Origin of the sequence: Serinibacter salmoneus (assembly GCF_002563925.1) — a bacterium.
Classification (GTDB): domain Bacteria; phylum Actinomycetota; class Actinomycetes; order Actinomycetales; family Beutenbergiaceae; genus Serinibacter; species Serinibacter salmoneus.
Map to the genome: position 1 here is coordinate 612,358 of NZ_PDJD01000001.1, position 26,386 is coordinate 638,743.

General features: G+C 71.2%; 21 protein-coding genes. 12 read left to right on the forward strand and 9 right to left on the reverse strand.

Translation table 11 applies throughout. The features are described from left to right. Positions 1-7: 7 nt before the first annotated feature. Positions 8-1,177 carry a glutamate--cysteine ligase gene (locus ATL40_RS02640; protein WP_098468188.1) on the reverse strand — a complete coding sequence of 390 codons (1,170 nt, stop codon included), beginning with the start codon at positions 1,175-1,177 and terminating at the stop codon, positions 8-10. Then, the gene (locus ATL40_RS02645) at positions 1,177-2,391 is read right to left on the reverse strand and encodes a class I SAM-dependent methyltransferase (RefSeq protein ID WP_098468189.1); all 1,215 of its coding nucleotides are present in this window, start codon (positions 2,389-2,391) and stop codon (positions 1,177-1,179) included. Before ATL40_RS02645 ends, ATL40_RS02640 begins: the two co-directional genes overlap by 1 nt. 226 nt (positions 2,392-2,617) lie before the next feature. Between ATL40_RS02645 and groES the strand changes: the two genes are divergently transcribed. Continuing rightward, positions 2,618-2,914, forward strand: coding sequence for a co-chaperone GroES (gene groES / locus ATL40_RS02650; protein ID WP_098468190.1), 297 nt, complete (start codon positions 2,618-2,620; stop codon positions 2,912-2,914). 196 nt (positions 2,915-3,110) lie between these two features. On the opposite strand, the gene ATL40_RS02655 is transcribed toward groES, so the two are convergent. After that, positions 3,111-3,401 (reverse strand): WhiB family transcriptional regulator, encoded by a 291-nt coding sequence (locus tag ATL40_RS02655; RefSeq protein ID WP_098468191.1) that lies wholly within the window; start codon positions 3,399-3,401, stop codon positions 3,111-3,113. A gap of 349 nt (positions 3,402-3,750) precedes the next feature. On the opposite strand from ATL40_RS02655, the gene ATL40_RS15155 reads away from it, so the two are divergent. From ATL40_RS15155 to ATL40_RS02685, 6 genes are all read left to right on the forward strand, one after another. Continuing rightward, on the forward strand, positions 3,751-4,647 hold the full coding sequence (locus ATL40_RS15155) for a MerR family transcriptional regulator (protein ID WP_211283047.1): 897 nt from the start codon (positions 3,751-3,753) through the stop codon (positions 4,645-4,647). Between the two features lie 109 nt (positions 4,648-4,756). Further along, a complete protein-coding gene (gene guaB / locus ATL40_RS02665; RefSeq protein ID WP_098470228.1) occupies positions 4,757-6,277 on the forward strand; it encodes an IMP dehydrogenase in 1,521 nt (506 codons plus the stop codon). Between the two features lie 151 nt (positions 6,278-6,428). Next, a complete protein-coding gene (locus ATL40_RS02670) occupies positions 6,429-7,391 on the forward strand; it encodes an ABC transporter substrate-binding protein (RefSeq protein ID WP_098468192.1) in 963 nt (320 codons plus the stop codon). A gap of 13 nt (positions 7,392-7,404) precedes the next feature. After that, the gene (locus tag ATL40_RS02675) at positions 7,405-8,517 is read left to right on the forward strand and encodes an ABC transporter ATP-binding protein (RefSeq protein ID WP_098468193.1); all 1,113 of its coding nucleotides are present in this window, start codon (positions 7,405-7,407) and stop codon (positions 8,515-8,517) included. Then, a complete protein-coding gene (locus tag ATL40_RS02680) occupies positions 8,517-9,254 on the forward strand; it encodes an ABC transporter permease (RefSeq protein ID WP_098468194.1) in 738 nt (245 codons plus the stop codon). Before ATL40_RS02675 ends, ATL40_RS02680 begins: the two co-directional genes overlap by 1 nt. Then, the gene (locus tag ATL40_RS02685) at positions 9,254-9,967 is read left to right on the forward strand and encodes an ABC transporter permease (RefSeq protein ID WP_098468195.1); all 714 of its coding nucleotides are present in this window, start codon (positions 9,254-9,256) and stop codon (positions 9,965-9,967) included. The genes ATL40_RS02680 and ATL40_RS02685 overlap by 1 nt, the downstream gene beginning before the upstream one ends. Positions 9,968-10,082: 115 nt before the next feature. Here the strand turns inward: ATL40_RS02685 and ATL40_RS02690 are convergent, their stop codons facing one another. Continuing rightward, complete coding sequence (locus ATL40_RS02690; RefSeq protein ID WP_098468196.1) at positions 10,083-10,952, reverse strand: exonuclease domain-containing protein; 870 nt, start codon at positions 10,950-10,952, stop codon at positions 10,083-10,085. 72 nt (positions 10,953-11,024) lie between these two features. On the opposite strand from ATL40_RS02690, the gene ATL40_RS02695 reads away from it, so the two are divergent. The 4 genes from ATL40_RS02695 to ATL40_RS02710 all read left to right on the forward strand — a co-directional run bounded on the left by ATL40_RS02695 (position 11,025) and on the right by ATL40_RS02710 (position 15,709). Then, a complete protein-coding gene (locus tag ATL40_RS02695) occupies positions 11,025-12,149 on the forward strand; it encodes a GuaB3 family IMP dehydrogenase-related protein (RefSeq protein ID WP_098468197.1) in 1,125 nt (374 codons plus the stop codon). Positions 12,150-12,166: 17 nt separating this feature from the next. Then, complete coding sequence (locus ATL40_RS14640; RefSeq protein ID WP_143556839.1) at positions 12,167-13,027, forward strand: DUF4190 domain-containing protein; 861 nt, start codon at positions 12,167-12,169, stop codon at positions 13,025-13,027. Positions 13,028-13,147: 120 nt separating this feature from the next. Next, the gene (locus tag ATL40_RS02705) at positions 13,148-14,557 is read left to right on the forward strand and encodes a class II fumarate hydratase (RefSeq protein WP_169925859.1); all 1,410 of its coding nucleotides are present in this window, start codon (positions 13,148-13,150) and stop codon (positions 14,555-14,557) included. A 117-nt stretch (positions 14,558-14,674) separates the two neighbouring features. Continuing rightward, complete coding sequence (locus ATL40_RS02710) at positions 14,675-15,709, forward strand: Acg family FMN-binding oxidoreductase (protein WP_098468199.1); 1,035 nt, start codon at positions 14,675-14,677, stop codon at positions 15,707-15,709. A 102-nt stretch (positions 15,710-15,811) separates the two neighbouring features. Here ATL40_RS02710 and ATL40_RS02715 read toward each other — a convergent pair whose 3' ends face one another. The 3 genes from ATL40_RS02715 to ATL40_RS02725 are packed head-to-tail and all read right to left on the reverse strand — an operon-like array spanning position 15,812 to position 21,609. Further along, positions 15,812-16,996, reverse strand: a complete 1,185-nt coding sequence (locus ATL40_RS02715; RefSeq protein ID WP_098468200.1) for an acetate kinase — start codon at positions 16,994-16,996, stop codon at positions 15,812-15,814. Between the two features lie 6 nt (positions 16,997-17,002). Then, the gene (pta, locus tag ATL40_RS02720; protein WP_098468201.1) at positions 17,003-19,078 is read right to left on the reverse strand and encodes a phosphate acetyltransferase; all 2,076 of its coding nucleotides are present in this window, start codon (positions 19,076-19,078) and stop codon (positions 17,003-17,005) included. A 47-nt stretch (positions 19,079-19,125) separates the two neighbouring features. Beyond that, positions 19,126-21,609: a phosphoketolase family protein gene (locus ATL40_RS02725; protein ID WP_098468202.1), complete on the reverse strand. Its 2,484-nt coding sequence runs from the start codon at positions 21,607-21,609 to the stop codon at positions 19,126-19,128. Between the two features lie 117 nt (positions 21,610-21,726). Here ATL40_RS02725 and ATL40_RS02730 point away from each other — a divergent pair, with 117 nt between their 5' ends. After that, positions 21,727-22,548 carry an SURF1 family protein gene (locus tag ATL40_RS02730; RefSeq protein ID WP_098468203.1) on the forward strand — a complete coding sequence of 274 codons (822 nt, stop codon included), beginning with the start codon at positions 21,727-21,729 and terminating at the stop codon, positions 22,546-22,548. Between the two features lie 146 nt (positions 22,549-22,694). On the opposite strand, the gene ATL40_RS02735 is transcribed toward ATL40_RS02730, so the two are convergent. Further along, positions 22,695-24,470 carry an ABC transporter ATP-binding protein gene (locus tag ATL40_RS02735; protein ID WP_098468204.1) on the reverse strand — a complete coding sequence of 592 codons (1,776 nt, stop codon included), beginning with the start codon at positions 24,468-24,470 and terminating at the stop codon, positions 22,695-22,697. Next, the gene (locus tag ATL40_RS02740) at positions 24,467-26,323 is read right to left on the reverse strand and encodes an ABC transporter ATP-binding protein (protein ID WP_098468205.1); all 1,857 of its coding nucleotides are present in this window, start codon (positions 26,321-26,323) and stop codon (positions 24,467-24,469) included. The genes ATL40_RS02735 and ATL40_RS02740 overlap by 4 nt, the downstream gene beginning before the upstream one ends. Positions 26,324-26,386 lie beyond the last annotated feature (63 nt).

The window sequence follows — 26,386 nt, forward strand, 5'->3', positions numbered from 1 at the left end:
ACGGGGCTCAGGCGCCGCGCGCGGGGTTGGGGAGCGGCCGCCCGGCGCGCATCTCCCGGATCAGCGAGCCCACCACGGCGTCCAGCTCGCCGCCGTTGCGGCGCGCCACGGCGCGCTGACGCTGGTAGGAGGCCCCGAGCCGCAGGACGACGCGGAGGTTCGCGAGGTCCTGCTCGCACCCCAGGTCGCGGGCGATCGGGAGCAGGTCCTCCACCCACCGCGCCACGGAGTCGGTGACGAGCTCCTCGTTCGCGGCGCGGTCGGTGATGATGATCGCGTCCATGCCGTAGCGCGCCGAGCGCCACTTGTTCTCCTGCACGAACCAGCTCGGCATCGTCGGCAGGTCCTCGCCCGCGTCCAGCATCCGGGAGAAGTGCTCCACGAGGCAGTGCACCATCGCGGCCAGCGCCCGCAGCTCCATCGCGTTGGTGGTGCCGTCGCACACCCGCACCTCGATGGTCCCCAGCCGGGGCGAGGGGCGGATGTCCCAGCGCACCTCGTCGAAGGTGTCGATCACGCCGGTGTGCATCATGTCGCCGACGTACTGTTCCAGCTGACCCCAGGTCTCGAACTGGAACGGCAGCCCGGCCGTGGGAAGCTGCTGGAAGATCAGCGCCCGGTTGGAGGCGTAGCCGGTGTCGTCCCCGCCCCAGAACGGCGAGGACGCCGAGAGGGCCTGCAGGTGGGGCACCACCGTCAGCAGCGCGCGCATGATCGGCAGCACCTTGGCGGGGTCCTCGATGCCGACGTGCACGTGCACGCCGTAGATGAGCATCTGCCGCCCCCACCACTGGGTGCGGTCGATCAGGGTGGCGTAGCGCTGCTTGTTCGTGACCTTCTGCCGCCGCCACCGCGCCGTGGGGTGGGTGCCCGCGCACAGCAGTTCCACGCGCAGCGGATCGGTGATCCCGCGGATCTCCTCGATCGCCCGATCGAGATCGGTGGCGGCGCCGTCGACCGTGGTGTTGATTCCCGAGACGACCTCGACGGTGTTGAGCAGCAGCTCCTGCTTGATGTTGGGGTGCTCCCCACCGCCGGGGGGCGCGACCGCCTCGATGATCGGCTCGGCCACCTGGCGCAAGTCACCGGAGTCCACGTCCACCAGGGCGAGTTCCCACTCCAGGCCGATGGTGCCGCGTGCGGACTCGGCGAAGGTGAGCGGGTGAGGCTGGGCCATCAGGTCTCCTCGGCGTGGGGCACCCGCTCGACGACCAGGACCTGCGCCGCCCCACGAATGCGTGTGAGCACGATCGTGGCGGAGTTCGGGCCACGAAGCGAGAGTTGTCCACGGAGCGTCGCGGGGTCCAGGGCGCTGCCGCGCTTCTTGATCTCCAGGCGCCCCACGCCGCGCTCGCGCAGGTAGGCCCGCAGCCGCTTGAGGGAGAAGCCCATGGAGTCCAGCACGCGGAACGCCGTCGCCAGGGGGGTAGGGGTGAGGGTGGCCGAGGTGATGTACGCGATCGTCGGGTCGATGAGGTGCCCACCCACGGTGCGCGCCACCTCGGCGACCAGGCCGGCGCGGATGATCGCGCCGTCGGGTTCATAGAGATACCCGGCCAGGGGGCCGTCCGGGGCCTGCTCGACGGCGGAGCTCGCCGTGCCCTGCCAGGTCAGGTTGGTGGCCGACTCGCCCTGGATCACCAGGGCGCTGCGCCCTGGGCCCTCGGGAGCGAGCGGGCCGAACCAGAGGTCGGCCTCCAGGGTCTGGCCGTCCACGCTGATCCACTGGGCGTGGGCGTCATCGGGGATCTCCCGGTGGGCGAGGGCGGACCCGAGCTTCATGCCCAGAGCGGGGACGCGTTCGCGCAGCGCCATGAGGGTGTGGGGGTCGGGGGAGTGGTCGGCAAGGCGGTGCACGCGCCCCTTGCCGGTGCGGCGCGCGGGGTCGGCCCAGATGCCGTCCACCGCGTTCAGGTCCACGGCCGCGGGGTCCAGGGCGTCGGCTTGGATCACCCGGGCCTCGGGGAGCTGACGGAGGTTGACGCCGGCGACCAGGGCGGTGGCGGGATCGCGCTCGACGGCCAGCACCCGCAGGTCCATGCCGGCCAGCGCCATCGCGTCCGCCCCGATGCCGCAGCCGAGGTCCGCCACGGTGCGCACGCCGGCCTGGGCGTAGCGGTGGGCGTGCCTCCCGGCCAGGCTCAGCCGGGTGGCCTGCTCCAGGCCGTCGGGGGTGAAGAGCATGTCGCGCGCGAGGTCGCCGAACTTGGTGACCGCCTTGGCTCGCAGCCGGGACTGGGTCAAGGCAGCAGCGACGAGGGCGGGATCGAAGCCGGCCTCCCGCAGCGCCGAGCCGAGCGCGAGGCTCCGCTTCTCGTCGTAGGGCGGGAGCTCGGCCAGGAGCGCCCATCCCGCGGGTTCGGCCAGGGCGGAGAGTGCGTCGAGGTCCACCCCACGATCCTGCCGCATTCTCGGTGCGGAGCGGACCGTTGGCACTCGCCTTGACCGAGTGCTAATCGGCTTCCTAGACTGGCGGCGGATCGAGGTCGCACCCGTGAGGGCGCGGTCCTCGCCCAGTACCCGAGCTCGTGGTGGTTCGACCCCCGCGACGGCGGACCCGTGCGAGGGAGGGTGCTGAACCTGTCGTTCCCATCAGATACGGAAGGGGAGGTCCGACGTGTCGGTCTCCATCAAGCCGCTCGAGGACCGGATCGTCGTTCAGACGCTCGAGGCCGAGCAGACCACGGCATCGGGGCTCGTGCTCCCGGACAGCGCCAAGGAGAAGCCCCAGGAGGGCAAGGTGCTCGCGGTGGGCCCGGGTCGCGTGGACGACTCCGGCAACCGCGTCCCGGTGGACGTCGCAGTCGGCGACGTCGTCATCTACTCCAAGTACGGCGGCACCGAGGTGAAGTACTCGGGTGAGGACTACCTCATCCTCTCGGCTCGCGACATCCTCGCGATCGTCGAGAAGTGATTCGCGGCGGGCGCTGACCCGCGCAACGACAAACGCCCCGCTCCGGCCATGCCGGAGCGGGGCGTTTGTCGTCGGTGTCAGCACCTCTCACGCGCAATCCCGCATTGCGATTCCCGGTCGAGGGGCATCGAGGACCGGCGCGCTCGCGAATGCCGTCGTCGATTCCCGAGCGCGCGCCGGTTGCGGGAAGGGCGATTCAGCCGGCCCGGCGCAGCGAGCCGTCGAGGATGGCGACCCGCTCGTCCTCGGACAGTCCGCCCCACACGCCGTAGGGCTCGCGGACGGACAGCGCGTGCTCGCGGCACATCGCCACCACGGGGCATTGTGCGCACACTGCCTTTGCTGCCTCGTCCCGGCGGCGCCGCGCGCTGCCGCGCTCACCCTCGGGGTGGAAGAAGATCGACGGTTCTGCCTTGCGGCAGGCGCCCTCGTACTGCCATTCCCAGTGATGCATCGCGGGTCCGGGGAGGCGGGAGAGTTCAGCCATGAGGGCTTCCGTTCCTGTCGGGGGGCTGACGGGCTGAGACGACCTTATATTCGACTCAATTCCGATTCAAGGGGCGTCCGTGACCAGTTCGCGGCATTAGGCGTCTCGGAGGTGGCTCGGAGGTGAACGCATGAGGACCTGCGCATCTGGTCGCGACCGGGGTCGTGGAGCGTCGTTGCGCTCTTGACCTGGGACGACGTTGTGCGCGGGTATGTGGTTCGTGGGCGGCCTCGGGGTCGTTCGCTGCGGTCTGAGGCGGTGTGACTGCACGCAAAACTTCTTCCGCACCCGGGGCCGTCCTCCTGGCAGACTCGTCGTGTGGCTGCATGACCGAGGTAAGGGGGAACCGATGTCAAGCCAGCGGGATGGGGGAACATCCAACGGCGGTGAGCGGGCCGCGGTCGAGGCGCACCTGACGGTGGCCGCGGTCGCCGCGCGACTGGGCGTGGCCGCCTCGACGCTGCGTACGTGGGATCGGCGCTACGGCCTGGGACCATCGGGGCGCGCCGCCGGTTCTCATCGCCGGTACTCGCAGGAGGACCTGGCACGACTGGAGACGATGCGAGCGCTGACGGAGCGCGGTGTCGCACTGGGCGATGCCGCACGCATGGCGCAACAGTCCGCGCCGGTGCCGGACGCGCTCGTGGAGGATCTCGATGCGCTCTCGCTCGCGGCGGCGGCGATCGATTCGGGTCATGACCGGTTGGTCACGGTACTGCGGGCCTCGGTCGGGCGCCGAGGTCTTCTCGAGACGTACCTGAGCCGGGTGGAGCCGGCGTTCGGCATCCTCGCGGATGCGGAGCGATCCGATGTGCCCGGGCACGAGCCGGAGGTCGCGGTCACTGCCGCGATGCTGGAGATCGTCCGCGAGCACGCGGCGCTCGCCGCGCCGAGCGTGGACGGCGAAGTCCTGGTGGTCGGGGAGGGGCGGTTCCCGCTCTCGGCGCACGTCCTGGCCGGCGCCCTCGGCGAGCACGGTGTCCGGGCGCGAGTGGCCAGGCCACGGGCGGACGGGGCCAGCACCCACCACGGATGTGGGCGCGCTGCGCTGGCGATCGAGATCCACGTGGTGGGCGGGACCCGGGTGGAGGTGAATCGCGACGAGTGCGAGCACGACCTCATGCTGGTGGGCTCGCATGCGGACTCCGGCGTGGTGGCGCACCGCGTGCGCACGCTGTCCGCCGCGCTGCCTGAGGCGCTGGACGTGCTCGCCTCCCGCGCGAGCGCAGGGGAGGGCGAGGCCTGACGCCCTGACGCACTCGCCGTCGTACGATGGCGGGGTGTCAGACGCCGCGATCCAGCCCGCAGTCCTAAGCGCCAGTGACGCCACCCGCGAGGCGGTGACCGGAGCCTCGATGGGCGCCCCGGCAGCCCGCAGTGTGGCCGACAAGTTCGGCTTCGTGGGCCTCACCTACGACGATGTCCTGCTGCTGCCGGGAGAGACGGACGTCATCCCGAGCGAGGCGGACACCACCACGCGCCTGACGCGGGAGATCTCGCTGCGCATCCCGCTGATCTCGGCGGCGATGGACACGGTGACGGAGTCCCGGATGGCGATCGCCATGGCCCGCCAGGGCGGGATGGGCGTGCTGCACCGCAACCTGCCGATCGCCGACCAGGCCGCCCAGGTGGACCTCGTGAAGCGTTCGGAGTCCGGGATGATCACCGACCCGGTCACGGTGGAACCCGATGCGACGCTCACCGAGTTGGACGCGCTGTGCGCCGCCTACCGGGTCTCCGGCCTGCCGGTGGTCGACGGCGACGGCATCCTGGTCGGGATCATCACCAACCGCGACCTGCGGTTCGTGCCCCGGGAGGAGTACGAGGCCACCCGCGTGCGCGAGGTGATGACCGCCGCCCCCCTGGTGACCGCGCCGGTGGGCATTCCCCGCGCGGACGCCGCGGCCCTGCTGCGCAAGCACCGGGTGGAGAAGCTCCCGCTGGTGGACGCCGGTGGCCGGTTGCGCGGACTGATCACCGTGAAGGACTTCGTCAAGACGGAGCAGTACCCGCAGGCCACGAAGGACGCCGACGGGCGGTTGCTCGTGGGAGCCGCGGTCGGCTTCTTCGGCGACGCCTGGGAACGCGCGACGGCGCTGGTGGAGGCGGGCGTGGACGTGCTGGTGGTCGACACCGCCAACGGGCACGCCCGACTCATGCTGGACATGGTGCGCCGGCTCAAGAGCGACCCGGCCACCCGCGGCGTGCAGGTGATCGGCGGGAACGTCGCCACCCGCGCCGGGGCGGCGGCGCTGGTCGAGGCCGGGGTGGACGCGGTGAAGGTCGGCGTGGGTCCGGGCTCGATCTGCACCACCCGGGTGGTCGCCGGCGTCGGCGTCCCGCAGGTCACCGCCATCTATGAGGCCTACCTCGCCGCACACGAGGCGGGGGTGCCCGTGATCGGCGACGGCGGGTTGCAGCACTCCGGTGACATCGCCAAGGCGATCGTGGCGGGCGCGGAGACCGTGATGCTCGGTGGGCTGCTCGCCGGCACCGACGAGAGCCCGGGCGACCTGGTGCTGATGAACGGCAAGCAGTACAAGCGTTACCGCGGCATGGCCTCGCTCGGGGCGATGCAGTCGCGTGGCGATCGTCGTTCCTACTCCAAGGACCGCTACTTCCAGGGCGACCTGAGTGATGACGAGATCATCACCGAGGGCATCGAGGGTCAGGTGCCCTACCGCGGGCCGTTGGCGGCCGTGGCGCACCAGCTCACGGGCGGATTGCACCAGTCGATGTTCTACGTGGGTGCCCGCACCATTCCCGAACTGCAGGCCCGGGGTGAATTCGTCCGCATCACCCCCGCCGGGCTGAAGGAATCCCACCCGCACGACGTGCAGATGGTGGCCGATTCCCCGAATTACGCGCGGCGGTAGCGGGCAGAACGCCCGCAACACCGCGTGGACGCGTGGGCTTCCCGGTCACGCTGATCGCGAACGTCAGGTGAGACTTCTCCGCCTGCGGTATCCGTGGTGGGCGTGGTGTGGTTAGCCTCGAGGGTCACCCGCGACCCACGAGGAGCCTGTCATGACCACCACGCGGACCCTGCTGACCTCCCTGACGCTCGCCGGCGCCCTGGCGTTGGCCGCCTGCTCGGGGGGTTCGGACCCGTTGAGCACGGATGGCGGCGAGAGCGAGGACTCGGGCTCGGAGACCTCCGCCGGGACGGAGGGCGGCGGCACGATCGCGATCGGTTCGGCGAACTTCACCGAGTCGGAGATCATCGCGAACATCTACTCCATCGCGTTGCAGGACGCCGGGTTCGAGGTGACCGAGCGCTTCCAGATCGGCTCGCGCGAGGCGTACATCCCGGCGCTGCAGGACGGCAGCATCGACCTCATCCCGGACTACACCGGCAACCTCTTGCTGTACGTGGACAACGAGGCGACGGCGACCTCCGCCGAGGACGTCAACGCCGCCCTCCCGGACGCCCTGGCCGAGCAGGACCTCGTGATGCTGGAGCCCGCGCCGGCCGAGGACAAGGATGCGGTCGTGGTGACCGGGGAGCGCGCCGAGGAGTGGGACCTGGTGACCATCGGTGACCTGGCCGAGTACAACGAGGAGGTGCGGTTCGCCTCCAACGCGGAGTTCGCCGAGCGGGTCTCCGGCCTGCCCGGGCTCGCCGAGCTCTACGGCTTCGAGCCGGTGGAGTTCGTCGCGATCGCGGACGGCGGCGGCCCCGCCACCGTGCAGGCCCTCGCCAACGACGAGGTGCAGGCCGCGAACATCTACACCACCACGCCCGCGATCGAGGAGAACGGCTTCGTGGTCCTGGAGGACCCCGAGAACAACTTCGCCGCGCAGAACGTAGTGCCGGTGATGTCGGCCGAGGCGATGACCGAGGAGATCGCCGCGGTACTGGATGCGGTCTCGGCGCAGCTGACCACGCAGGACCTGCTCGCTCTCAACGGCGAGGTGGCCGGGGGCGGGATGGAGCCCGCCCAGGCCGCCCGGGCCTGGCTGGAGGAGAAGGGCCTGATCCAGGGCTGAACGGGGGCGGGCGATGATCACCTTCGACGGCGTCACCAAGCGATTCCCCGAGGGCACCGTGGCGGTCGACTCGCTCGACCTCGAGGTCGAGGAGGGTTCCTTCACGGTGTTCGTGGGCCCCTCCGGCTGCGGTAAGACCACCTCGATGCGGATGATCAACCGCATGATCGACCCCACGGCCGGGCGGGTCCTGGTCGACGGGGCCGATGTCTCCGGGGTCAAGCCCACGCAGTTGCGGCGCGGCATCGGCTACGTCATCCAGAACGCCGGGCTCCTGCCGCACCGCACCGTGATCGACAACGTGGCCACCGTGCTGCTGCTGCGCGGGGAGCGTCGGCGCACGGCGCGCCGTGCCGCGCTCGAGGCGATGGAACGCGTGGGCCTGGACGTGCGGATGGCCACCCGCTACCCCGCGCAGCTCTCCGGCGGTCAGCAGCAGCGCGTCGGGGTGGCCCGGGCGCTGGCCGCCGACCCACCCATCCTGCTGATGGACGAGCCGTTCTCGGCGGTGGATCCCGTGGTGCGCGCCGACCTGCAGAACGAGATGATCCGGCTGCAGGCCGAGTTGCACAAGACCATCGTGTTCGTCACGCATGACATCGACGAGGCGGTCCGCCTCGGGGACCAGGTGGCGGTCTTCGGCACCGGCGGCGTGCTGCAGCAGGTGGGTTCGCCCGCGCAGGTGCTCACCGCGCCCGCCAACGACTTCGTCACCGAGTTCATCGGCAAGGACCGCGGCTACCGGGCGCTGTCCTTCCGCGGGGTGGAGGACCTGCCGGTGCACCAGGTGCCCACCCTCGCCCGCGGGCAGGCCGCGCCGGAACGCGGCGAGTGGATCCTGCGACTGGACGAGCAGGGGCGACCGCTGGCCTGGATCGAACCGGGGTCGCGGCGCGAGCACCGCCCCGGCTCGGTGGTCCCTCCCCACTCCACGCTGCGCCAGGCGTTGGATGCCGTGCTCTCCTCGCCCTCCAGCGCCGGCGTGGTCGTGGACGGCGAGGGCGCCGCCCGCGGCGTCCTGGCCCCGGAGGACGTGGTCGGGGCGCTGCGCATCCTGGGGGATGTGGAGGCGCTGCCGCTGCGGGGCGCGGGGAGCGCCGTCGCGGACCGGGCGGAGCAGCCCTGATGGACCTGTGGGGCATCCGCAACTGGAGCACCGCCGTCCAGCCCTACCTGGTGGAACACATCTACCTGGCGGTGATCCCCACGGTGGTCGGGGTGATCCTGGCAGTCCCGATCGGCCTGGCGTTGCACGGCCGCCCGGCCGCTCGCAGCGTGGCCGTGGTGGTGTCCTCCGCGATCTTCACCATCCCCAGTCTCGCCCTGTTCGTGGTGCTCCCGGGATTGATCGGCACGCAGGTGCTGGACCCACTGAACGTGATCATCGCGCTGTCGCTGTACACCCTGGCGCTCTCGGTGCGGAACACCTTCGAGGCGCTCGACGCCGTCCCGCAGGTGACGCGGGAGGCGGCGGAGGCCATCGGGTACTCCAGGCTGGGGCGGACGGCCGCGGTCGACCTGCCGCTGGCGGTGCCGGTCCTCACCGCCGGCACCCGCGTGGTGGCGGTCACGAACGTCTCGATGGTCTCGGTCGGTGCGGTCATCGGGATCGGTGGGCTCGGCCAGCTCTTCACCTCCGGCTACCAGCGCAACTTCCCCGAGCAGATCCTCACCGGCATGGTGCTGATCCTCATCCTCGCCATCATCTTCGACCGGCTGATCGCCCTGCTCGGGCGTGCGCTGACGCCGTGGATCCGCGGCTCGAGCATGGCGTCCTCACAGCGTCGGCTGCGCCGCCTCGCACGGGAGATCCCCGGCTCCGCGAGCCTGCGGGAGGCCGCCGATGCCCCGGGAGGTCGCTGATGTTCGCTGACTTCGCCGCCTATCTCGCCGACGGCGCGAACTGGGTCGGCCCGAACGGCATCACCACCCGCGTGCTGCAGCACCTCTACTACACCGTGCTCGCCCTCGGCATCGGCGCCCTGATCGCGGTGCCCGCCGGCATGGTGATCGGGCACACCGGCCGCGGGGAGGGGCTCGTGGTGGGGCTCGCGAACACCATGCGTGCGCTGCCGAGCCTCGGGCTGATGACGCTGCTGGTGCTGCTCATCCCCTCCACGCTGATCCCCCCGATCACGGCGCTGGTGGCGCTCGCGGTGCCCCCACTGCTGGCGGGGGTGTACGCCGGCATCGCGAACGTGGACCGCACCGTGGTGGACGCGGCGCGCGCCATGGGGATGTCCCCCTGGCAGGTGCTGTGGCGCGTGGAGGTGCCCAACGCCATGCCGCTGATCATCGGGGGGCTGCGCGGCGCGACCCTGCAGGTGGTGGCCACCGCCACGATCGCCGCGTTCGTGAACCTGGGCGGTCTGGGCCGGTACATCTTCGACGGGTTGGCGCTGTACGACTACACCCGGGTGCTGGTCGGCGCGGTGCTCGTGACGGCGCTGGCGCTCGTGCTGGACGGTCTGCTGGCGCTGCTGGTGCGCCTGGTGCAGCCAGGCACCGGGAGGCTGGCGTTGCGCGACCCCGCACTCCAGGAGGCCATCGACGAGCGGGCTGCCGTCGCCCGCTGAGTGAGTCGGCAGTGACGTCACCGCCGACGCGGATCAGGGGCGAGCGGCGTCGCGCACCAGGGTGACCGCTTCCTCCACCGTGAGGCCCAGGCGACGGACGTGTTCGAGACAGTGGTCATCCGGCGGCCCGCGCCGCACTGCTCTCGCGGGCCCCTGCGGTCTGAGCCCCCGCGACCCCTGCGGCCTGCGTCCCTGCGGCCTGGTCAACCCGGTGCGCGATCGCCGCGGCGCGGGCCCTCGCGACGATGTCGGCGATCGTGGCCTCGTCCAGGGCGTACTCGCCCTGTGTGGGCCAGCTCCCGTCGGCGGGCGGGCGTTCGTACCCGTTCGCCTGGAGCCACTCGTTGAAGGAGCGTGCCCACGCGAAGTGGGCCCGGATCTGCCGCTCGTGCATGGAGCTCAACGGCACCTGCGCGAGCTCGGGGAACCGGGCGATCATGGCCCGCAGCACGTCCAGGGTCGCCTCCACGTCCACGTCGGCGGCGTGCAGGTCACCGGAAGCCACCACCCGGTAGTGCTCCGACAGCGCTCCCAGGGTGCGCTTGCCGGGGCGGTAGCGGTCCAGCGCCCGGTCCAGCACGAGGGGGTCGACGGCGGGTCCGGGTGCCCGGCCCAGCCGGTCGGTGACGGTCGGCAGCCCGTGCCGCGCCAGCTCGTACTCCAGGATCGTCAGGTCGAAGGCGGCGTTGAAGGCCACCACGGGGACGCCGTCGGCCATCGCACCGGCGATCGCGGTGGCGACCTCCTCCAGCACCTCGGTGGGCGGTCGACCGTGGGCGCGCGCGTACTCGGTGGTGATGCCGTGGATCGCGCTCGCACCCTCCGGGATCTCCACCCCGGGGTCGATCAACCAGGTGCGGGTGCGGGAGAGTCCCGTGAGGCCATCGCGCATCACGAGCGCGGCGGTGACGATGCGGTCCCTCGAGGTGTCCACACCCGTGGTCTCGGTGTCGAAGCCCAACAGTCGGCCGCTCGTCCAGGTCATGTCCCCACCATGCCAGGTGCCTCCGACATCCACCCGCCGCGCACGCCGCGCCCTACCCACTAGCCTGGTGGGGTGAGCAACGAGATCGAGATCGGCAAGGGCAAGCAGGGGCGTCGCGCCTACACCTTCGATGACATCGCCGTCGTCCCCTCCCGGCGCACCCGCACCCCCGGCGACGTCTCGGTCTCCTGGCAGATCGACGCCTACCAGGTGGAGATGCCGGTGGTCGCCGCACCGATGGACTCCGTCATGTCCCCGGCCACGGCGATCGAGCTCGGTCGCCTCGGCGGGATCGGTGTGCTGGACCTCGAGGGACTGTGGACCCGGTACGAGGACCCCGAACCGCTGCTCGCGGAGATCGCCACGATCCCCTCCGGGGACGTGATCCGCCGGATGCAGGAGCTCTACGCCGCGCCGATCGTGCCGGAACTCATCACCGAGCGGATCCGGGAGATCCGCGCCGCCGGCGTGACCGTGGCCGGCGCCCTCACCCCGCAGCGCACCCAGGAGTACTCCGACACGGTGCTCGCCGCCGGGGTGGACCTGTTCGTGATCCGCGGCACCACGGTCTCCGCCGAGCACGTCTCCAACACCGCCGAGCCGCTGAACCTCAAGCGCTTCATCTACGAGCTGGACGTGCCGGTGATCGTGGGCGGCGCCGCGACCTACACGGCCGCCCTGCACCTGATGCGCACCGGCGCCGCCGGCGTCCTGGTCGGCTTCGGCGGCGGGGCCGCCCACACCACCCGCACGAGCCTGGGCATCCACGCCCCGATGGCCACCGCGGTGGCCGACGTCGCTGCCGCGCGCCGGGACTACCTGGACGAGTCCGGCGGCCGCTACGTCCACGTGATCGCCGACGGCAGCGTGAGCCGCAGCGGTGACATCGTCAAGGCGATCGCGTGCGGCGCCGACGCGGTGATGCTCGGGGCGGCGCTCGCGCGCTCGACCGAGGCTCCCGGCCGTGGCTGGCACTGGGGCCCGGAGGCGCACCACCCCGACCTCCCGCGAGGCGACCGTGTGCGTGTGGGCACCGTCGGGTCGATGGAGGAGATCCTGCACGGCCCCGGCGGGCGACCGGACGGCACCCTGAACATGATCGGCGCGCTGCGCCGCGCGATGGCCACGACCGGGTTCTCCGACGTCAAGGAGTTCCAGCGGGTCGAGGTCGTCCTCAGCCCGTACGCGCCGCGCTGACAACCAGGAGGGGGACCATGAGCGATCCGAACCACCCGGGACACGGGCCGGGGCGTAACCCGAACGATCCGCCGCCGTACCCCTCGACGAGCGGCACGCCGTGGGGGACGACGGCGAACGGCGACTCGGCCTCGTCCTCGCCAGGTGAAGGCGGGCAGCCGCCGTACTCCTCGCCGTACCCCGGCACGTCGCCGACTGGGGCGCAGGCTGCGGGTTCGGGCGGCGGCTACCCATGGGGGGCGCCCGCTGGCGCCGGCGAGAGCCCGTACGCGGCTGCGGGGCAGGGCTATCCGCCCGGGGGGCAGCCGGAGCAGCAGTATGCGGTGCCGCAGTATCCGGGCCAGCAGTATCCGGGCCAGCAGTATGCGGCGCCGCAGTACATGGGGCCGCAATACACGGGGCCGCAGCGGGAGTGGGACGGTGTGTCCGTCGCCGCATTCGTGACGGCGCTCCTTGGGCTCATGATCGTGCCTCTCGTGCTCGGCATCCTCGGTCTCGGCAGGACGAGGGACGGTGTGCGGCAGGGGCGTTGGATGGCGGTCGTCGGGCTGGTGCTCGGCATCGTTCAGACCTTGTTCACGGCTGTGATCGTGGTGCTGGTCGCCATCGGGTTCTTCACCGCGCTCGAGGACAGTCGCACCGGGAGTTCGCTCCTCGAGGACCCCTCCTCCAGTCTCTTCGGCGATGCTCACTACTACGGGGACGACCCCGAGCTCGACCTGTTGTGGGACTCCTGCGAGGAGGGTGACATGCTCGCCTGCGACTCCCTGTTCGAGCAGTCACCGTCCGGCTCGGAGTATGAGGAGTTCGCCGACACCTGTGGCGGGCTCACCGACGGTGGCATCTGGTGCGAGGAGGCGTTCGCCGGTAACGCCTGAACCCACCAGGGCCCGAGCAGGGCACAGCCAGGTCGATGCCCCTGCCGGCGTGGTCACCGCACGCGCCGCCCGAGGCTGGCAGACTGACATCAGGACCCCACCACACCGCGAAGGAGCGCCATGTCCATGCCCGCTGATGAGCAGCAGTACCGCATCGAGCACGACACGATGGGGGAGGTGCGCGTCCCCAGGGACGCCGCCTACGCCGCGCAGACCCAGCGCGCGGTGGAGAACTTCCCCATCTCCGATCACACCATCGCCGCCCACCACATCGCCGCCCTCGCGCAGATCAAGAAGGCCGCGGCCCGCGCCAACAATGAGCTCGGGGTGCTGGAGGACGACGTCGCAGCCGCCATCATCGGCGCAGCGGACCGCGTGATCTCGGGGGAGTTCGACGACCACTTCCCGATCGACGTGTTCCAGACCGGTTCGGGCACCTCCTCGAACATGAACACCAACGAGGTCATCGCCACCCTCGCCAGCCGCGCCCTGGGTCGCCAGGTACATCCCAACGACCACGTCAACGCCTCCCAGTCCAGCAACGACGTCTTCCCCTCCTCGATCCACGTGGCGGCGCTCGAGGCCGCCACCACGGTCCTCATCCCGGGCCTGGAGACCCTCGCGGCGTCCCTGGAGGCCAAGGCGAGCGAGTTCGCCGATGTGGTGAAGTCCGGACGCACCCACCTCATGGACGCCACCCCGGTGATGCTCGGCCAGGAGTTCGCCGGGTACGCCACCCAGATCCGCTACGGGATCGCTCGGGTCACCGCCACCCTGGGGCGACTGGCCGAGCTCCCCCAGGGCGGCACCGCGGTGGGGACGGGAATCAACACACCGGCCGGCTTCCCGCAGAAGGTCATCGCCTACGTGGCCGAGCAGACCGGACTGCCTGTGGTGGAGGCCACCGACCACTTCGAGGCGCAGGGCGCGATGGACTCCTTCGTGGAGACCTCCGGCGCGATCCGCACGGTGGCGGTGTCCCTGGTGAAGATCTGCAACGACCTGCGCTGGATGGGCTCCGGTCCGCTCACGGGGCTCGCGGAGATCGCGCTGCCGGACCTGCAACCCGGCTCCTCGATCATGCCCGGCAAGGTGAACCCGGTGCTGCCGGAGGCCACCCTGCAGGTGTGCGCGCAGGTGATCGGGAACGACGCCACGATCGCGTTCGCCGGCACCACCGGCTCGTTCGAGCTCAACGTGATGCTGCCGGTGATGGCGCACAACCTGCTGGAGTCCATGACGCTGATGGGCAACGTCTCCCGGGTGCTCGCGCAGCGGTGTGTGGACGGCATCACCGCGAACGTGGAGCGCTGCCGTGCGCTCGCGGAGTCCTCACCCTCGATCGTGACGCCACTGAACCGGCTGATCGGGTACGAGGCCGCGGCGAAGATCGCCAAGAAGGCGGTGGCCGACGGCACCACGATCCGCCAGGCCGTGCTCGACCTCGGCTACGTGGAGCGGGGCGAGCTCACCGAGGAGCAGCTCGATGCGGCGCTGGACGTGGCCGCGATGACCGCGCCTCGCGCCTGAGCCGCGAGGCGAACCCGACACCGGCGCGGGCGGGACCTTCCGCCCGCGCCCTGGGACCCCGCGCCCCCTAGTGTGGGGAACGAACGGCGCACCACGAACCGAACCGGAGGGACTCTCATGGTCGAGCGAGACCGATTGATCGCCGCGCTGGAGGACGCCACGCACGCCTCCTCCATCCACAACAGCCAGCCCTGGCGGTTCCGACTCGTGGAGGGCGGCGTGGCCGTCCACCTCGACCCGACAGTGACGCCCCGCACCGTTGACCCGGTCGGCCGATGGGCGCTCGCCTCCATCGGCGCCGTGGTCGCGAACCTCGAGTTGGCGCTCACCTCACGCACCGGGCGTGCGGTGGTCACCGAGATCACACTGGGGGACTCCATTCCCGAGGCCGCGGACCTCGCGGGCGGCGCCGCCTACGGGGAGGGACCGCTGGCGGTCATCACCCTGGGGGAGGCCGCCGAGACCACCACGGCGATGACGGCGGCCCGCCTGCACGGCGCCATCAAGGAGCGGCACACCACTCGCGGGCCGCTGCTCGGGGGCCCTCCCACCGAGGAGGAGTGGGCCGAACTGCAGGCCGCCGTGGCCTGGGCGCCGGGCATCCAGGCGACCCCGGCGAGTGAGCCGCTGGTGCGCTCCCTGCTGTCCCTGACAGCGCGCGCCGAGGATGCCCGCCAGGAGGACGAGGACTACCTCGAGGAGATCCAGAACTGGGTCGAGAACGAGGCGCCGTCCGGCACCGGGATCCCGCGCGGCGCCATCGGCGCCCCCGATGCCGAGGGGCACGTGCCGATCCGCGACTTCACCCAGACCCCGATGGGGTCCTCGGGCGACGGGGAGGCCGTCTTCTTCGAGGACCCGCCGGCGCTGCTGGTGCTGCACGCCGCATCCGACACGCCCGTCGATCAGTTGCGCGCCGGGTACGCGATGCAGCGCGCCATGCTGGAGGCCACCGCGCTGGGCCTGGGGATCGGTGTGCTCGGCCAGGCGCTGGAGGAGCCGGACTCGCGGGCCGCGGTCGACGGCGCAGCGGAGGAGTCCTTCGGCGCGCCCGTGGTGGTGCACCAGATCCTGCGCCTGGGTCACCCGGCCGGGACGATCACCTACGCGGCCACACCACGACGGCCCGTCACCGACCTCATCCTGGACTGACCGACTCCCGGGTCGTCTCCCGGGCGAGCGATGGCGAAGGGCCCCGATCGCACGCGATCGGGGCCCGTCGCCGTACTACCCCGGGTGAGGCAGCCGGCGTCCTCAGATGACGGCGAGCGTCTGCCTGGTGATCTCCAACTCCTCGTTCGTGGGGACCACGAGCACGGTCACGGGGGCGCCGTCCGGGGAGATCACGCGCGGCTCGCCGCCGCGCACCGCGTTGCGGTCGGGATCCACGTGGATGCCCCAGCCCTCCAGGCCCGCCAGGGCACCGGCGCGCACGATGTCGTCGTTCTCGCCGATCCCGGCGGTGAAGGAGATGACATCGAGCCGGCCGAGTTCGGCGTGGTAGGAGCCCACGTACTTCTTCAGCCGGAGCAGGTACACCCCGAGTGCGCGCTTGGCATCGGCATCGCCCGACGCGATCAACTCGTGCAGCTCGCGCATGTCGGTGACCCCGGACAGGCCCTTCACGCCCGACTGGCGGTTGAAGAGCACGTCGATCTGATCGATCGAGAGTCCGGCATTGCGGTGCAGGTGGAAGGCGACGGCCGGGTCGATGTCCCCGGTGCGGGTCCCCATGACCAGGCCCTCCAGCGGGGTGAGTCCCATGGAGGTGTCGATCGCGCGGCCACCGCGCACGGCCGAGGCCGAGGCCCCGTTGCCCAGGTGCAGCACGATCTGGTTGACGGCCTCGACGTCCCGGCCGAGGAAGGCGGCCGCGGTACGGGAGACGAACCGGTGGGAGGTGCCGTGCGCGCCGTACCTGCGGACCTGGTACTTCTCCGCGATCTCCTTCTCCAGCGCGTAGGTGGCGGCCTCCTCGGGCAGGTCGGTGAAGAACGCGGTGTCGGCCACGATGACGTGCGGCACCTGCGGCAGCAACTGGCGCGCCACCCGGATCCCGGTGAGGTTGGCCGGGTTGTGCAGCGGGGCGAGCGGGGAGAGCGCCTCGACGGCGGCCTCCGCTGCCTCATCCACGACGGTCGCCTTCAGGAACGCCGTCCCGCCGTGCACCACGCGGTGCCCGACGGCGAGGATCCCCGCATCCTGCAGCCGCGGCCCGAGCTCCTCGAACAGGGCCAGGACGGTGCGCAGGGCGGCGGCGTGGTCGGGGATCGGCAGCTGGCGAGTGGTCTTCTCGCCGCCGACCTCGTGCTTGACGTTCGAGAGGTCCTCACCGACGCGGTCGATCAATCCGGTGGCCAGTGCCACCTCGGAGTCGGCGTCCACCAGCTGGTACTTCAGCGAGGAGGACCCCGAGTTGAGAACGAGGACGGAACCCATGCTTCTTCAGCCTTCCTGGCCCGGGCGGCTCTCGCCCTGGGCCTGGATCGCGGTGATCGCGACCGTGGTGATGATGTCCTTGACCGTCGCGCCGCGCGAGAGGTCGTTGACCGGCTTGTTCAGACCCTGCAGCACCGGGCCGACGGCCACCGCTCCCGCGGAGCGCTGCACCGCCTTGTAGGTGTTGTTGCCGGTGTTGAGGTCCGGGAAGATCAGGACCGTGGCCTGACCGGCGACGGGCGAGCCGGGCATCTTCGCGGCTGCCACACCCGGGTCGACCGCGGCGTCGTACTGGATCGGGCCCTCGACCACGAGCTCGGGTGCGCGCATCCGCACCAACTCGGTGGCGGCACGCACCTTCTCCACGTCGGCGCCCTTCCCGGACTGCCCGGTGGAGTAGGAGAGCATCGCGATACGCGGGTCGATCCCGAACTGCACCGCCGAGCGGGCGCTGGAGATGGCGATGTCCGCGAGCTGCTCGGCGTCCGGGTCCGGGTTCACCGCGCAGTCGGCGTACACCAGCACCTTGTCCGCGAGGCACATGAAGAAGCACCCCGAGACCACCGAGACGCCCGGGGTGGTCTTGATCGTCTCGAAGGACGGCTTGATCGTGTGTGCGGTGGTGTGCGTCGCCCCGGAGACCATGCCGTCCGCGACTCCCAGGTGCACCATGAGCGTGCCGAAGTAGGACACGTCGATGACGATCTCGCGGGCACGCTCGACCGTCATGCCCTTGTGGGCGCGCAGCCGGGTGTACTCCTGGGCGAAGGCCTCCAGATGCTCCGAGGTGGCCGGGTCCAGCACGGTGGCGGCGGCGATGTCCAGGCCGAGTTCCGTGGCGCGCTGGCGCACGGAGGCCTCCACCCCGAGGATCGTCAGGTCCGCCACGCCGCGGGAGAGGACCGTGCTCGCCGCGCGCAGCACGCGGTCGTCCTCACCCTCGGGCAGCACGATGTGACGCCGGTCGGAGCGGGCCCGCTGGAAGAGCATGTGCTCGAACATCAGGGGGGTGACCACATCGGATCGCGCCACGTCCAGGGCGGCCATGAGCCCGTCGGCGTCCACGGCCGCCTCGAAGGTGGAGCGTGCCACCTCGATCTTGTGCTGGGACCCGGAGGACAGGGGGCCGCGGGTCGCGGCGACCACCTTCGCGGCGGTGAAGGTCCCCAGGTCCGAGCGCATGATCGGCAGGCGCTGGCCGAGGCTGCCCACCAGGCGTTCCACCTGGCTGCCGAGCTCGAAGCCGCCGTTGAGGGCGATACCCGCGAGGGTGGGGAAGTCGGGGGCGGCGTTGGCGGCCAGCAGTGCCACGATCGCGTCGTCCCGGTCTGCCGGGGTGATGACGAACGAGCCCTCCTTGATGCGTTCGAGCAGGTGCTCGATGCCCATCGCGGAGACGAGCAGGTGCTCCGCCTCCCGGTCCAGCAGCGCGTCCTCCCCGGAGACCAGCTCGCCGTTCAGGGAGTGCATCAGGGCCCGCACCGTCGGTGCCGACAGGAGCGGCACCTCGGGCACCGCCCAGAGGGGAACCCCCAGGTCCAGGGCGCGCACGTCGTCGAGAACCGCCGGATCGCAGCGGTTCACGATCACACCGGCCACCTGGGCGTGGTGGGCGGTGAGTTCGGCGAGGGCCACCTCGCCGACCTGGTGGACCTGCTCGGCCGAGCGCTCGGGTGCGCCCAGTACGAGCAGCACCAGGCTGGAGAGGTTCGCCGCGATCCGGGCGTTGAAGGAGAGCTCGGTGGGCCCGGCGACGTCGGTGTAGTCCGAACCGACGACCAGGAGCACCTCGCACTTCTCGGCGACCTCGCGGGCCCGGGTGAGGATCTCGTCCAGGGCCGCGTCGGGGTCGGAGTGCACCTTCTCGTAGGTGACGCCCACGCACTCCTCGTAGGCCAGGTCGACGCCGTCGTGCTGGAGCAGGAGTTCCAGCACGCGGTCGCGGCCGGTGTCGGCCGCGACCACGGGCCGGAACACCCCGACGCGCTGCACTCGCGCGCTGAACAGGTCGAGCAGACCCAGCGCGATGGTGGACTTCCCGGTGTTCCCCTCAGGCGATGTCAGGTAGACAGTGCGCGCCATGACTCCCACTCACTCGTTGTGTGACGTGTGCCGCTGACCTGCAGCGATCACTCGTTGTCGCCGCCGGTGGCGGCCGTTGCGTCAACCGTAGCGGTGTCGGTGACCTCGCGGGCATCCGGCCATACCCAGGTGGACACCTCCGGCAGGTCCTCGCCGTGCTCGCGGGTGTAGGCGCGGGCCTCGATCCGCTTGTCCTCCATCCGCTGACGCAGCCCGGCGTACCGCTCGGTCATGCCGGGGACGCGGTCGATCACGTCGATCACCAGGCGGTATCGGTCCAGGTCGTTGAGCATCACCATGTCGAAGGGCGTGGTGGTGGTGCCCTCCTCCTTGTAGCCGCGCACGTGGATGTTGCTGTGGTTGGTGCGACGGTAGGTGAGGCGGTGGATCAGCCACGGGTAGCCGTGGTAGGCGAAGATGACCGGCTTGTCGTCGGTGAAGATCCCGTCGAAGTCGCGATCAGAGAGCCCGTGCGGGTGCTCGGTCTCGCTGTTCAGTCGCATCAGGTCCACCACGTTGACCACCCGGACCTTCAGGTCCGGGATGTTCTGGCGCAGCAGATCGGCGGCCGCGAGGGTCTCCAGGGTGGGCACGTCGCCGGCGCAGGCGAGCACCACATCCGGCTCGGTGCCGTCCACCTCGGTGCCGGCCCACTCCCAGATGCCCAGGCCGCGGGTGCAGTGCGCGATCGCCTCGTCCATGGTGAGGAACTGCGGCGCCGGCTGCTTGCCGGCCACGACCACGTTGACGTAGTCCCGGCTGCGCAGGCAGTGGTCGTAGGTGGACAGCAGCGTGTTCGCGTCCGCCGGCAGGTAGACCCGCACCACCTCGGGCTTCTTGTTGACCACGTGATCGATGAATCCGGGGTCCTGGTGGCTGAAGCCGTTGTGGTCCTGGCGCCACACGTGGCTGGAGAGCAGGTAGTTCAGCGACGGGATCGGGCGGCGCCACGGGATGTCGTCGGTGACCTTCAACCACTTCGCGTGCTGGTTCAGCATCGAGTCGATGATGTGGATGAACGCCTCGTAGCAGTTGAACAGGCCGTGTCGACCGGTCAGCAGGTAGCCCTCGAGCCAGCCCTGCATCTGGTGCTCCGACAGCATCTCGACCACGCGGCCCTCCAGGCCCAGCGTGGTGTCGGTGTCACCGTCGTGGAAGTCGGCGTTCCAGACCTTCTTGGTGACCTCGAACACGTCCTGCAGCCGGTTGGAGGCGGTCTCGTCCGGTCCGAAGATGCGGAAGTTGTCCGGGTTCTGCTTCACCACGTCACGCAGCCAGGTGCCCAGCACCTTGGTGTTCTCGTACAGGCCGCTGCCGGGTTCGGGTACGTCCACGGCGTAGTCGCGGAAGTCGGGAAGGCGCAGGGCCTTGGTCAGGACCCCGCCGTTGGCGTGCGGGTTGGCCCCCATCCGACGATTGCCCACGGGGGACAGGGAGGTGACGTCCTCGATGATCCGGCCCTCGGCGTCGACGAGCTCCTCCATCCGGTAGGAGGCGAGCCAGTCCGCGAGGACCTGGAGGTGCTCGGGGGTGTCCCGAGCGTTGGCGAGCGGCACCTGGTGTGCGCGCCAGGAGTCCTCGGCCTTCTTTCCGTCGATGAACTTCGGGCAGGTCCAGCCCTTGGGGGTGCGGAAGATGATCATCGGCCACTGCGGGCGGGTCTCCTCGCCGGCCGCGGCGCGCTGCTTGATCTGGACGATCTCGTCCAGCACCACGTCCAGCAGTTCCGCGAAGCGGCGGTGGATGGAGGCGTGGGACTCCTCGTCGAACCCTGCCACGAACTCGTGCGGCTTGTGACCGTACCCGCGCATGAGGTCGTGCAACTCGTCGTCGCCGATGCGTGCCAGCACGGTCGGGTTGGCGATCTTGTACCCGTTGAGGTGCAGGACCGGCAGCACCACGCCGTCGGTCAGCGGGTTGAGGAACTTGTTGGAGTGCCAACTGGTGGCCAGCGGCCCCGTCTCGGCCTCGCCGTCGCCCACCACCGTCAGGGCGAGCAGGTCGGGGTTGTCGAAGACGGCGCCGTAGGCGTGGGAGAGGGAGTAGCCGAGTTCGCCGCCCTCGTGGATCGAGCCGGGGGTCTCGGGGGCCACGTGACTGGGGATGCCGCCGGGGAAGGAGAACTGCTTGAACAGCCGGCGCAGACCCTCCTCGTCCTTCGTGATCGCGGAGTAGGTCTCGCTGTAGGTGCCCTCGAGGTAGGTGTTCGCCACGAGGCCGGGTCCACCGTGACCCGGGCCGGAGATGTACAGGGCGTTCAGGTCGCGCTCGTTGATGGCGCGGTTCATGTGGGCGTAGAGGAAGTTCTGCCCCGGCGTGGTGCCCCAGTGCCCGAGCAGGCGCGGCTTGACGTCGTCGCGGTCCAGCGGGGTGCGCAGCAGGGGGTTGCGCAGCAGGTAGATCTGACCGATGGACAGGTAGTTCGCGGCGCGCCACCACTTGTCGATGCGCTCGAGAGTCTCCTGCGAGACGGGCTCGGCGGGACGAGCGTTCCAGGTGGGGGCGGCGGAATCCGTGTGCTCGATGACCATGGTTCCTAGCCTGCCCCGATCTCGGCCGCTGTGCGAGGGCTGGAGGTCCTGAATCCATCGCAGCGGGGTGATGCCCCGGCCGGATCCGGTGCCCGGCGCTCGTCGTAGGCTGATCGGGTGACCAGCACCGCGCCGCGTGAGGAGGCCGACTCGAGCCGCGCCGCCGGGTCGACCCGTCCGAGGGTCTCGGCCGGGGAGTTCTGGCGTGCGGCGCGCACCCGCCGGATGCTGGCCATTCTCGTTCTCCTGGTCGCCGCTGCGATCGTATGCGGACGGCTCGGTGCCTGGCAGATCGACCGCGCGTTCCAGCGTGCCGAGGTCGCTGCGGCCACAGCGGCGCAGGTGCAGCAGGCCACCGCGCCGACCCCGCTCGCACAGATGGTGGACCCGGGCGAGCACGTCACCGGGACCATGGTGGGGCTGCCCGTCACGGTGACGGGAACCTATGAGGGCGAGCAACTGGTGGTCCCCGACCGCGTGGTCGACGGCGAGGACGCCTACCTCGTGGTGGCGCCGCTGCGGACCACAGAGGGTGCCTGGCTGATGGTGGTGCGCGGCTGGCAGACCACGGACCAGCAGCCGCCCGCGCTGCCCCAGGGCGAGGTCGAGCTCACCGGTGCCGTGACCGCCGCGGAGTCCTACCAGGTGGCCGACCTGCCCGCGGGGCAGATCCCCTCGCTCTCGGCTGCCTACCTCGCGGGCGAGTGGGGGCTGCCCATCTACAACGCCTACCTGGTGCTCGCCGAGAGCGACGACGCCGCCCTGCGCACTGTTCCGGGCCCCGAGCTCGACGGCGGGGGCGAGGTCGACCTGCGCAACCTCGCCTACGCCGTCGAGTGGTACGTCTTTGGGGCGTTCGCGCTGGTGGTCTGGTATCGCCTGGTGCGCGAGGAGGCACTGCAGCGCCGCGAGGAGGCAGACGCCGACGCCGAGAGATGAGGGTGCGCCCCGGTGCGCCGAGCGTGTGGTTGCGCAGGGATTTCTTGCCTGCGCAGTGCGCAAGGGCACGCTCGGCGCGGGGGCGGAGGCGCAAGGGCACGCTCGGCGGACCCGGGTCCGCCAAGTGGCGAGGGGTGGTTCCGGGACTACTCGCTCTGCCAGGAGTGCCAGAGTTTGGCGTACTCGCCCTGGGCATCCACCAGGTCGTGGTGCGAACCGATCTCGGTGATGCGCCCCGCCTCGATCACGGCCACGCGGTCGGCGTCGTGGGCCGTGTACAGCCGGTGCGCGATGGCGACCACGGTGCGGCCCTGCAGCACCCCGGCGAGCGAGGCCTCCAGCTCGCGCGCCTGGCGGGGATCGATCAGGCTGGTCGCCTCGTCGAGCACGAGCGTGTGCGGGTCCAGGAGCACCAGGCGTGCGAGCGCCACCTGCTGAGCCTGGGCGGGGGTCAGCTCGTGGCCACCGGAGCCGACCTGCGTCTCCAGACCCTGCGACAGGTCACGCACCCAGTCCGCGTCCACCGCCGCGAGCGCCTCCAGCAGCGCGGCCTCGTCGGCCTCGGCCCGGGCGAGCCGCAGGTTGTCCGCGAGGGTCCCCACGAACACGTGATGCTCCTGCGTCACCAGGGCCACATGGCCGCGCAGTTCGTCCAACGGCAACTCGATCAGGGGCACCCCGCCCACCGCCACCCGCCCGGCTGTCGGTGGGTGGATTCCGGCGAGCATCCGGCCGAACGTCGACTTCCCGGCACCCGAGGGCCCCACGATTGCCAGCCGCTCCCCGACTGCGAGGTCGAGGTCGATCCCGCGCAAGACCTCCACGTCCTCGCGGTAGGCGTAGCGCACACCCTCGGCCCTCACGTGCTCGTCCACGGGCCGGTCCCCACCAGCCTCGCGGTCGCCCGGCACATCCTTCACCCCGAAGATGCGGGCCAGGGACACGGCGCCGACCTGGATCTCATCGACCCAGAAGATGAGTTCCCAGACCGGCCCCATCAGCTGGACCGTGTACAGCGCGATGGTGGTGACGGCGCCCACGGTCACCTCGCCGCGGGAGATGAGGAATCCGCCCCACAGCAGCACCGCCACGCTGGGCAGGCCGAAGGCCATGTCCACCGCAGGGAAGAGCACCTGGCGCAGCCGCAGGGTGCCCGCCTCCGCCGCCACGGTCTCGGCGATGTCGGCCTCCAGACGCGCGCGGCGCCGCGCCGTCAGGGCGAGCGCGGACACGGTGCGCGCACCCTCCACGGTCTCGGTGAACGTGCCGTTCATCGCCGCGTACGCGGCAGACTCCCGCAGGTAGCGAGCGGTCGCGCGGCGCAGGTACCAGCGCACCGCGACCACGAGGATCGGCACGCCGACCAGCAGGGCCAGCGCGGTGCGCGCGTCGGTGAGGAACGCGGCGAGCACGGTCAGGGCGATCGTGGTCACCGCCACCAGCACCCGGGGGATGCCGAACCTCACCGTGTGCTGCACGCGGTCGATGTCGTTGGTGGTGCGGCCGACCAGGTCCCCGGTCCCCGCTCGTTCCACCGTGGACAGCGGGAGCGCGGTCACCGTGGCCATGAACTCCTCGCGCAGCTCGGCGAACACCGTCTCGCCGAGCACGATGGCCGAGCGTTGGGCGTAGCGCACCGTGACCGCCTGGGTGATGACGGCGATCACGAGGACTGCGGCGGCGAGGTCGACGGTGCGGACCTGCGCTCCCGCGATGACGGCGTCCACGATGCGCCCCAGCAGGAAGGGCCCGGCGAGCCCGGCGGTCGCCGCGAGCGCCTGCAGCACCGCGACCACGACCAGCGAGCGCCGGTGCCGGCGCAGCAGCGCGGTGCTCTCGCGGCGCACCTGGGCGGCGTCCGCGATCGGCAGCGCGGCCTCGGTCCCGGTGCTGGCCGGCGGGGTCGGTGTCGTGGTGGTCATCTCACCTCCTGGGGCTCGTGCGGGAAGGCAGTGTCGGCAGTGTCGGTCGCGTCCGACGCGTGGGCCGGCCTCGTCCCGGGGGTCTCGGCAGGGGAGTCGTCCACGCTGCGCGAGACGATCCGCCGGTAGGCGATCGCGGTGTGAGCGGCCTCCCCGGCGAGTTCCCCGCGCGCGGCACGTTCGGCGTCCTGCATGAACTGGTGGTGTCGGCCGCTGGCCACGACGCGGCCTTCTTGCACGAGCACGACCTGCTCCACCTGGTCCAGCACGAGCGGGCTCGCCGAGACGATCACGGTGGTGCGCCCCGCTCGAGCGGTGCGCAGTCGCCGGGCGATGCGGGCCTCGGTGTGGGCATCGACGGCGGATGTCGGCTCCACCAGCACCAACACCTCGGCCTCGGTGAGCAGCGCTCTGGCGAGCGCCACACGCTGGCGCTGCCCGCCCGAGAGGGAACGTCCCTTCTCGGGGAGGTACCCGGCGAGTCCACCCGGCAGCGAGTCGAGCACGTCGTCTGCGTCTGCGGTGTGCATCGCGCCGAGCACCTGGGCCTGGGTCGCGTGGTCACGGACGTCGAGTTCCGCAGCGAGGATCCCGGAGAACAGGGTTGGTGTGGCCTCGGAGACCACGATGCGGGAGCGGACCTCATCGAGTGCGGCCTCGGCCAGGGGCACGCCGCCGTAACGCGCCGAGGTGCTCTCGGGTCGCAACCGACCCAGGCGGGTGGCGATGGCGGCGGTCTCGTCCGGATCCGCGCTGACGAGCGCGATGTCCGCACCGGGCGACACCCGCAGCCCACTTGCGGGGTCGTGCAGGTCAGCGGGCTGCGAGGGGAGGGGACGCGGCGCGGCGGCCGTGGTCATCTCGCCGGGAAGGCCGATCACACGCAGTACCCGCTTCGCCGCGATCCGGGCGCGTGTGAGGATCTGCACCCCCTGGGTTGCGGCTGCCAGCGGCTCGGTGAGGAAGGCCGCGTACCCGTAGAACGCGACGAGCTGTCCGGGCTCGATCTCACCGGTGATCGCCAGTCGGGCGCCGTACCAGATCACCCCGACCAGGAACAGTCCCGGCAGGAGTGCCTGGAGCGCGTCGAGCAACGACTGGGTGCGGGCGACCTGCACGCCTGCGGCCTGCACCCGCCGGGACTGGTCGCGGTAGCGGCGGACGAACGCCGCCTCACCTCCGATGCCCCGCAGGATCCGCAGCCCGGAGACCGTGTCCGAGCCGAGTGTGGTCAGCCGGCCGTTCTGTTCGCGGTGCTCGGCCTGGCGCGCCTGCAGCGGGCGCACGACAAGCGCGAGCACACCGGCCACGAGCGGGATGCCGAGGAGCACGGCGGTGCCCAGGGTGGTTGAGGCGGAGAGCAGGATCGCCGCGACCGCGAGGTAGGCGATGATGCTGCCGAGGAAACGCCCGACGAAGGCGAATACCTCCGCGATCCGTGGCGCGTCGGAGGCCACGGTGGCCACGATCTCCCCGGTTGACATCTCACGACGGACGGCCTCGCCGTTGCGCGCGACCGCATCACCCGTCACCTCGATGGTCCCCAGGGCGGCGCGGACCCAGTTCGCCACGTCCAGGCGGTGTGCGACCACACCGCTCACGGCCCGCACCGCCCACAGCCCGAGCAGGATTGCGCACCATGTCAGCAGGGGGCCCGAGACTCCGAGCTCGAGCCCGTCGTCCACAGCCTGGCCGAGCACCCAGGGCGCTGCTGCCTGGGTCCCGACGTTGACGACACCCACCAGCACGCCCAGCACGACGAGCCGGCGCTGCTGCGCGGCGCGCCACGCGAGTAGGCGCCACACCCCGGCGGTGGGTGGCGGTGCGCTCGCGGAGCGGTGGAGGTCGATCACGCGCTCACGGTAGGCCGGGAGGGTGACAACCTCCCAGGGATTATCCCCGGCGTGGGCGCGGCG

What these genes read in the sequence shown, in the direction of transcription:
- ATL40_RS02640 (WP_098468188.1), bottom strand. Translation starts at nt 1,177, where the DNA reads ATGGCCCAGCCTCACCCGCTCACCTTCGCCGAGTCCGCACGCGGCACC.
- ATL40_RS02655 (WP_098468191.1), bottom strand. Translation starts at nt 3,401, where the DNA reads ATGGCTGAACTCTCCCGCCTCCCCGGACCCGCGATGCATCACTGGGAA.
- ATL40_RS15155 (WP_211283047.1), top strand. Translation starts at nt 3,751, where the DNA reads ATGTCAAGCCAGCGGGATGGGGGAACATCCAACGGCGGTGAGCGGGCC.
- guaB (WP_098470228.1), top strand. Translation starts at nt 4,757, where the DNA reads ATGGGCGCCCCGGCAGCCCGCAGTGTGGCCGACAAGTTCGGCTTCGTG.
- ATL40_RS02670 (WP_098468192.1), top strand. Translation starts at nt 6,429, where the DNA reads ATGACCACCACGCGGACCCTGCTGACCTCCCTGACGCTCGCCGGCGCC.
- ATL40_RS02675 (WP_098468193.1), top strand. Translation starts at nt 7,405, where the DNA reads ATGATCACCTTCGACGGCGTCACCAAGCGATTCCCCGAGGGCACCGTG.
- ATL40_RS02680 (WP_098468194.1), top strand. Translation starts at nt 8,517, where the DNA reads ATGGACCTGTGGGGCATCCGCAACTGGAGCACCGCCGTCCAGCCCTAC.
- ATL40_RS02685 (WP_098468195.1), top strand. Translation starts at nt 9,254, where the DNA reads ATGTTCGCTGACTTCGCCGCCTATCTCGCCGACGGCGCGAACTGGGTC.
- ATL40_RS02690 (WP_098468196.1), bottom strand. Translation starts at nt 10,952, where the DNA reads ATGACCTGGACGAGCGGCCGACTGTTGGGCTTCGACACCGAGACCACG.
- ATL40_RS14640 (WP_143556839.1), top strand. Translation starts at nt 12,167, where the DNA reads ATGAGCGATCCGAACCACCCGGGACACGGGCCGGGGCGTAACCCGAAC.
- ATL40_RS02705 (WP_169925859.1), top strand. Translation starts at nt 13,148, where the DNA reads ATGTCCATGCCCGCTGATGAGCAGCAGTACCGCATCGAGCACGACACG.
- ATL40_RS02710 (WP_098468199.1), top strand. Translation starts at nt 14,675, where the DNA reads ATGGTCGAGCGAGACCGATTGATCGCCGCGCTGGAGGACGCCACGCAC.
- ATL40_RS02715 (WP_098468200.1), bottom strand. Translation starts at nt 16,996, where the DNA reads ATGGGTTCCGTCCTCGTTCTCAACTCGGGGTCCTCCTCGCTGAAGTAC.
- pta (WP_098468201.1), bottom strand. Translation starts at nt 19,078, where the DNA reads ATGGCGCGCACTGTCTACCTGACATCGCCTGAGGGGAACACCGGGAAG.
- ATL40_RS02725 (WP_098468202.1), bottom strand. Translation starts at nt 21,609, where the DNA reads ATGGTCATCGAGCACACGGATTCCGCCGCCCCCACCTGGAACGCTCGT.
- ATL40_RS02735 (WP_098468204.1), bottom strand. Translation starts at nt 24,470, where the DNA reads ATGACCACCACGACACCGACCCCGCCGGCCAGCACCGGGACCGAGGCC.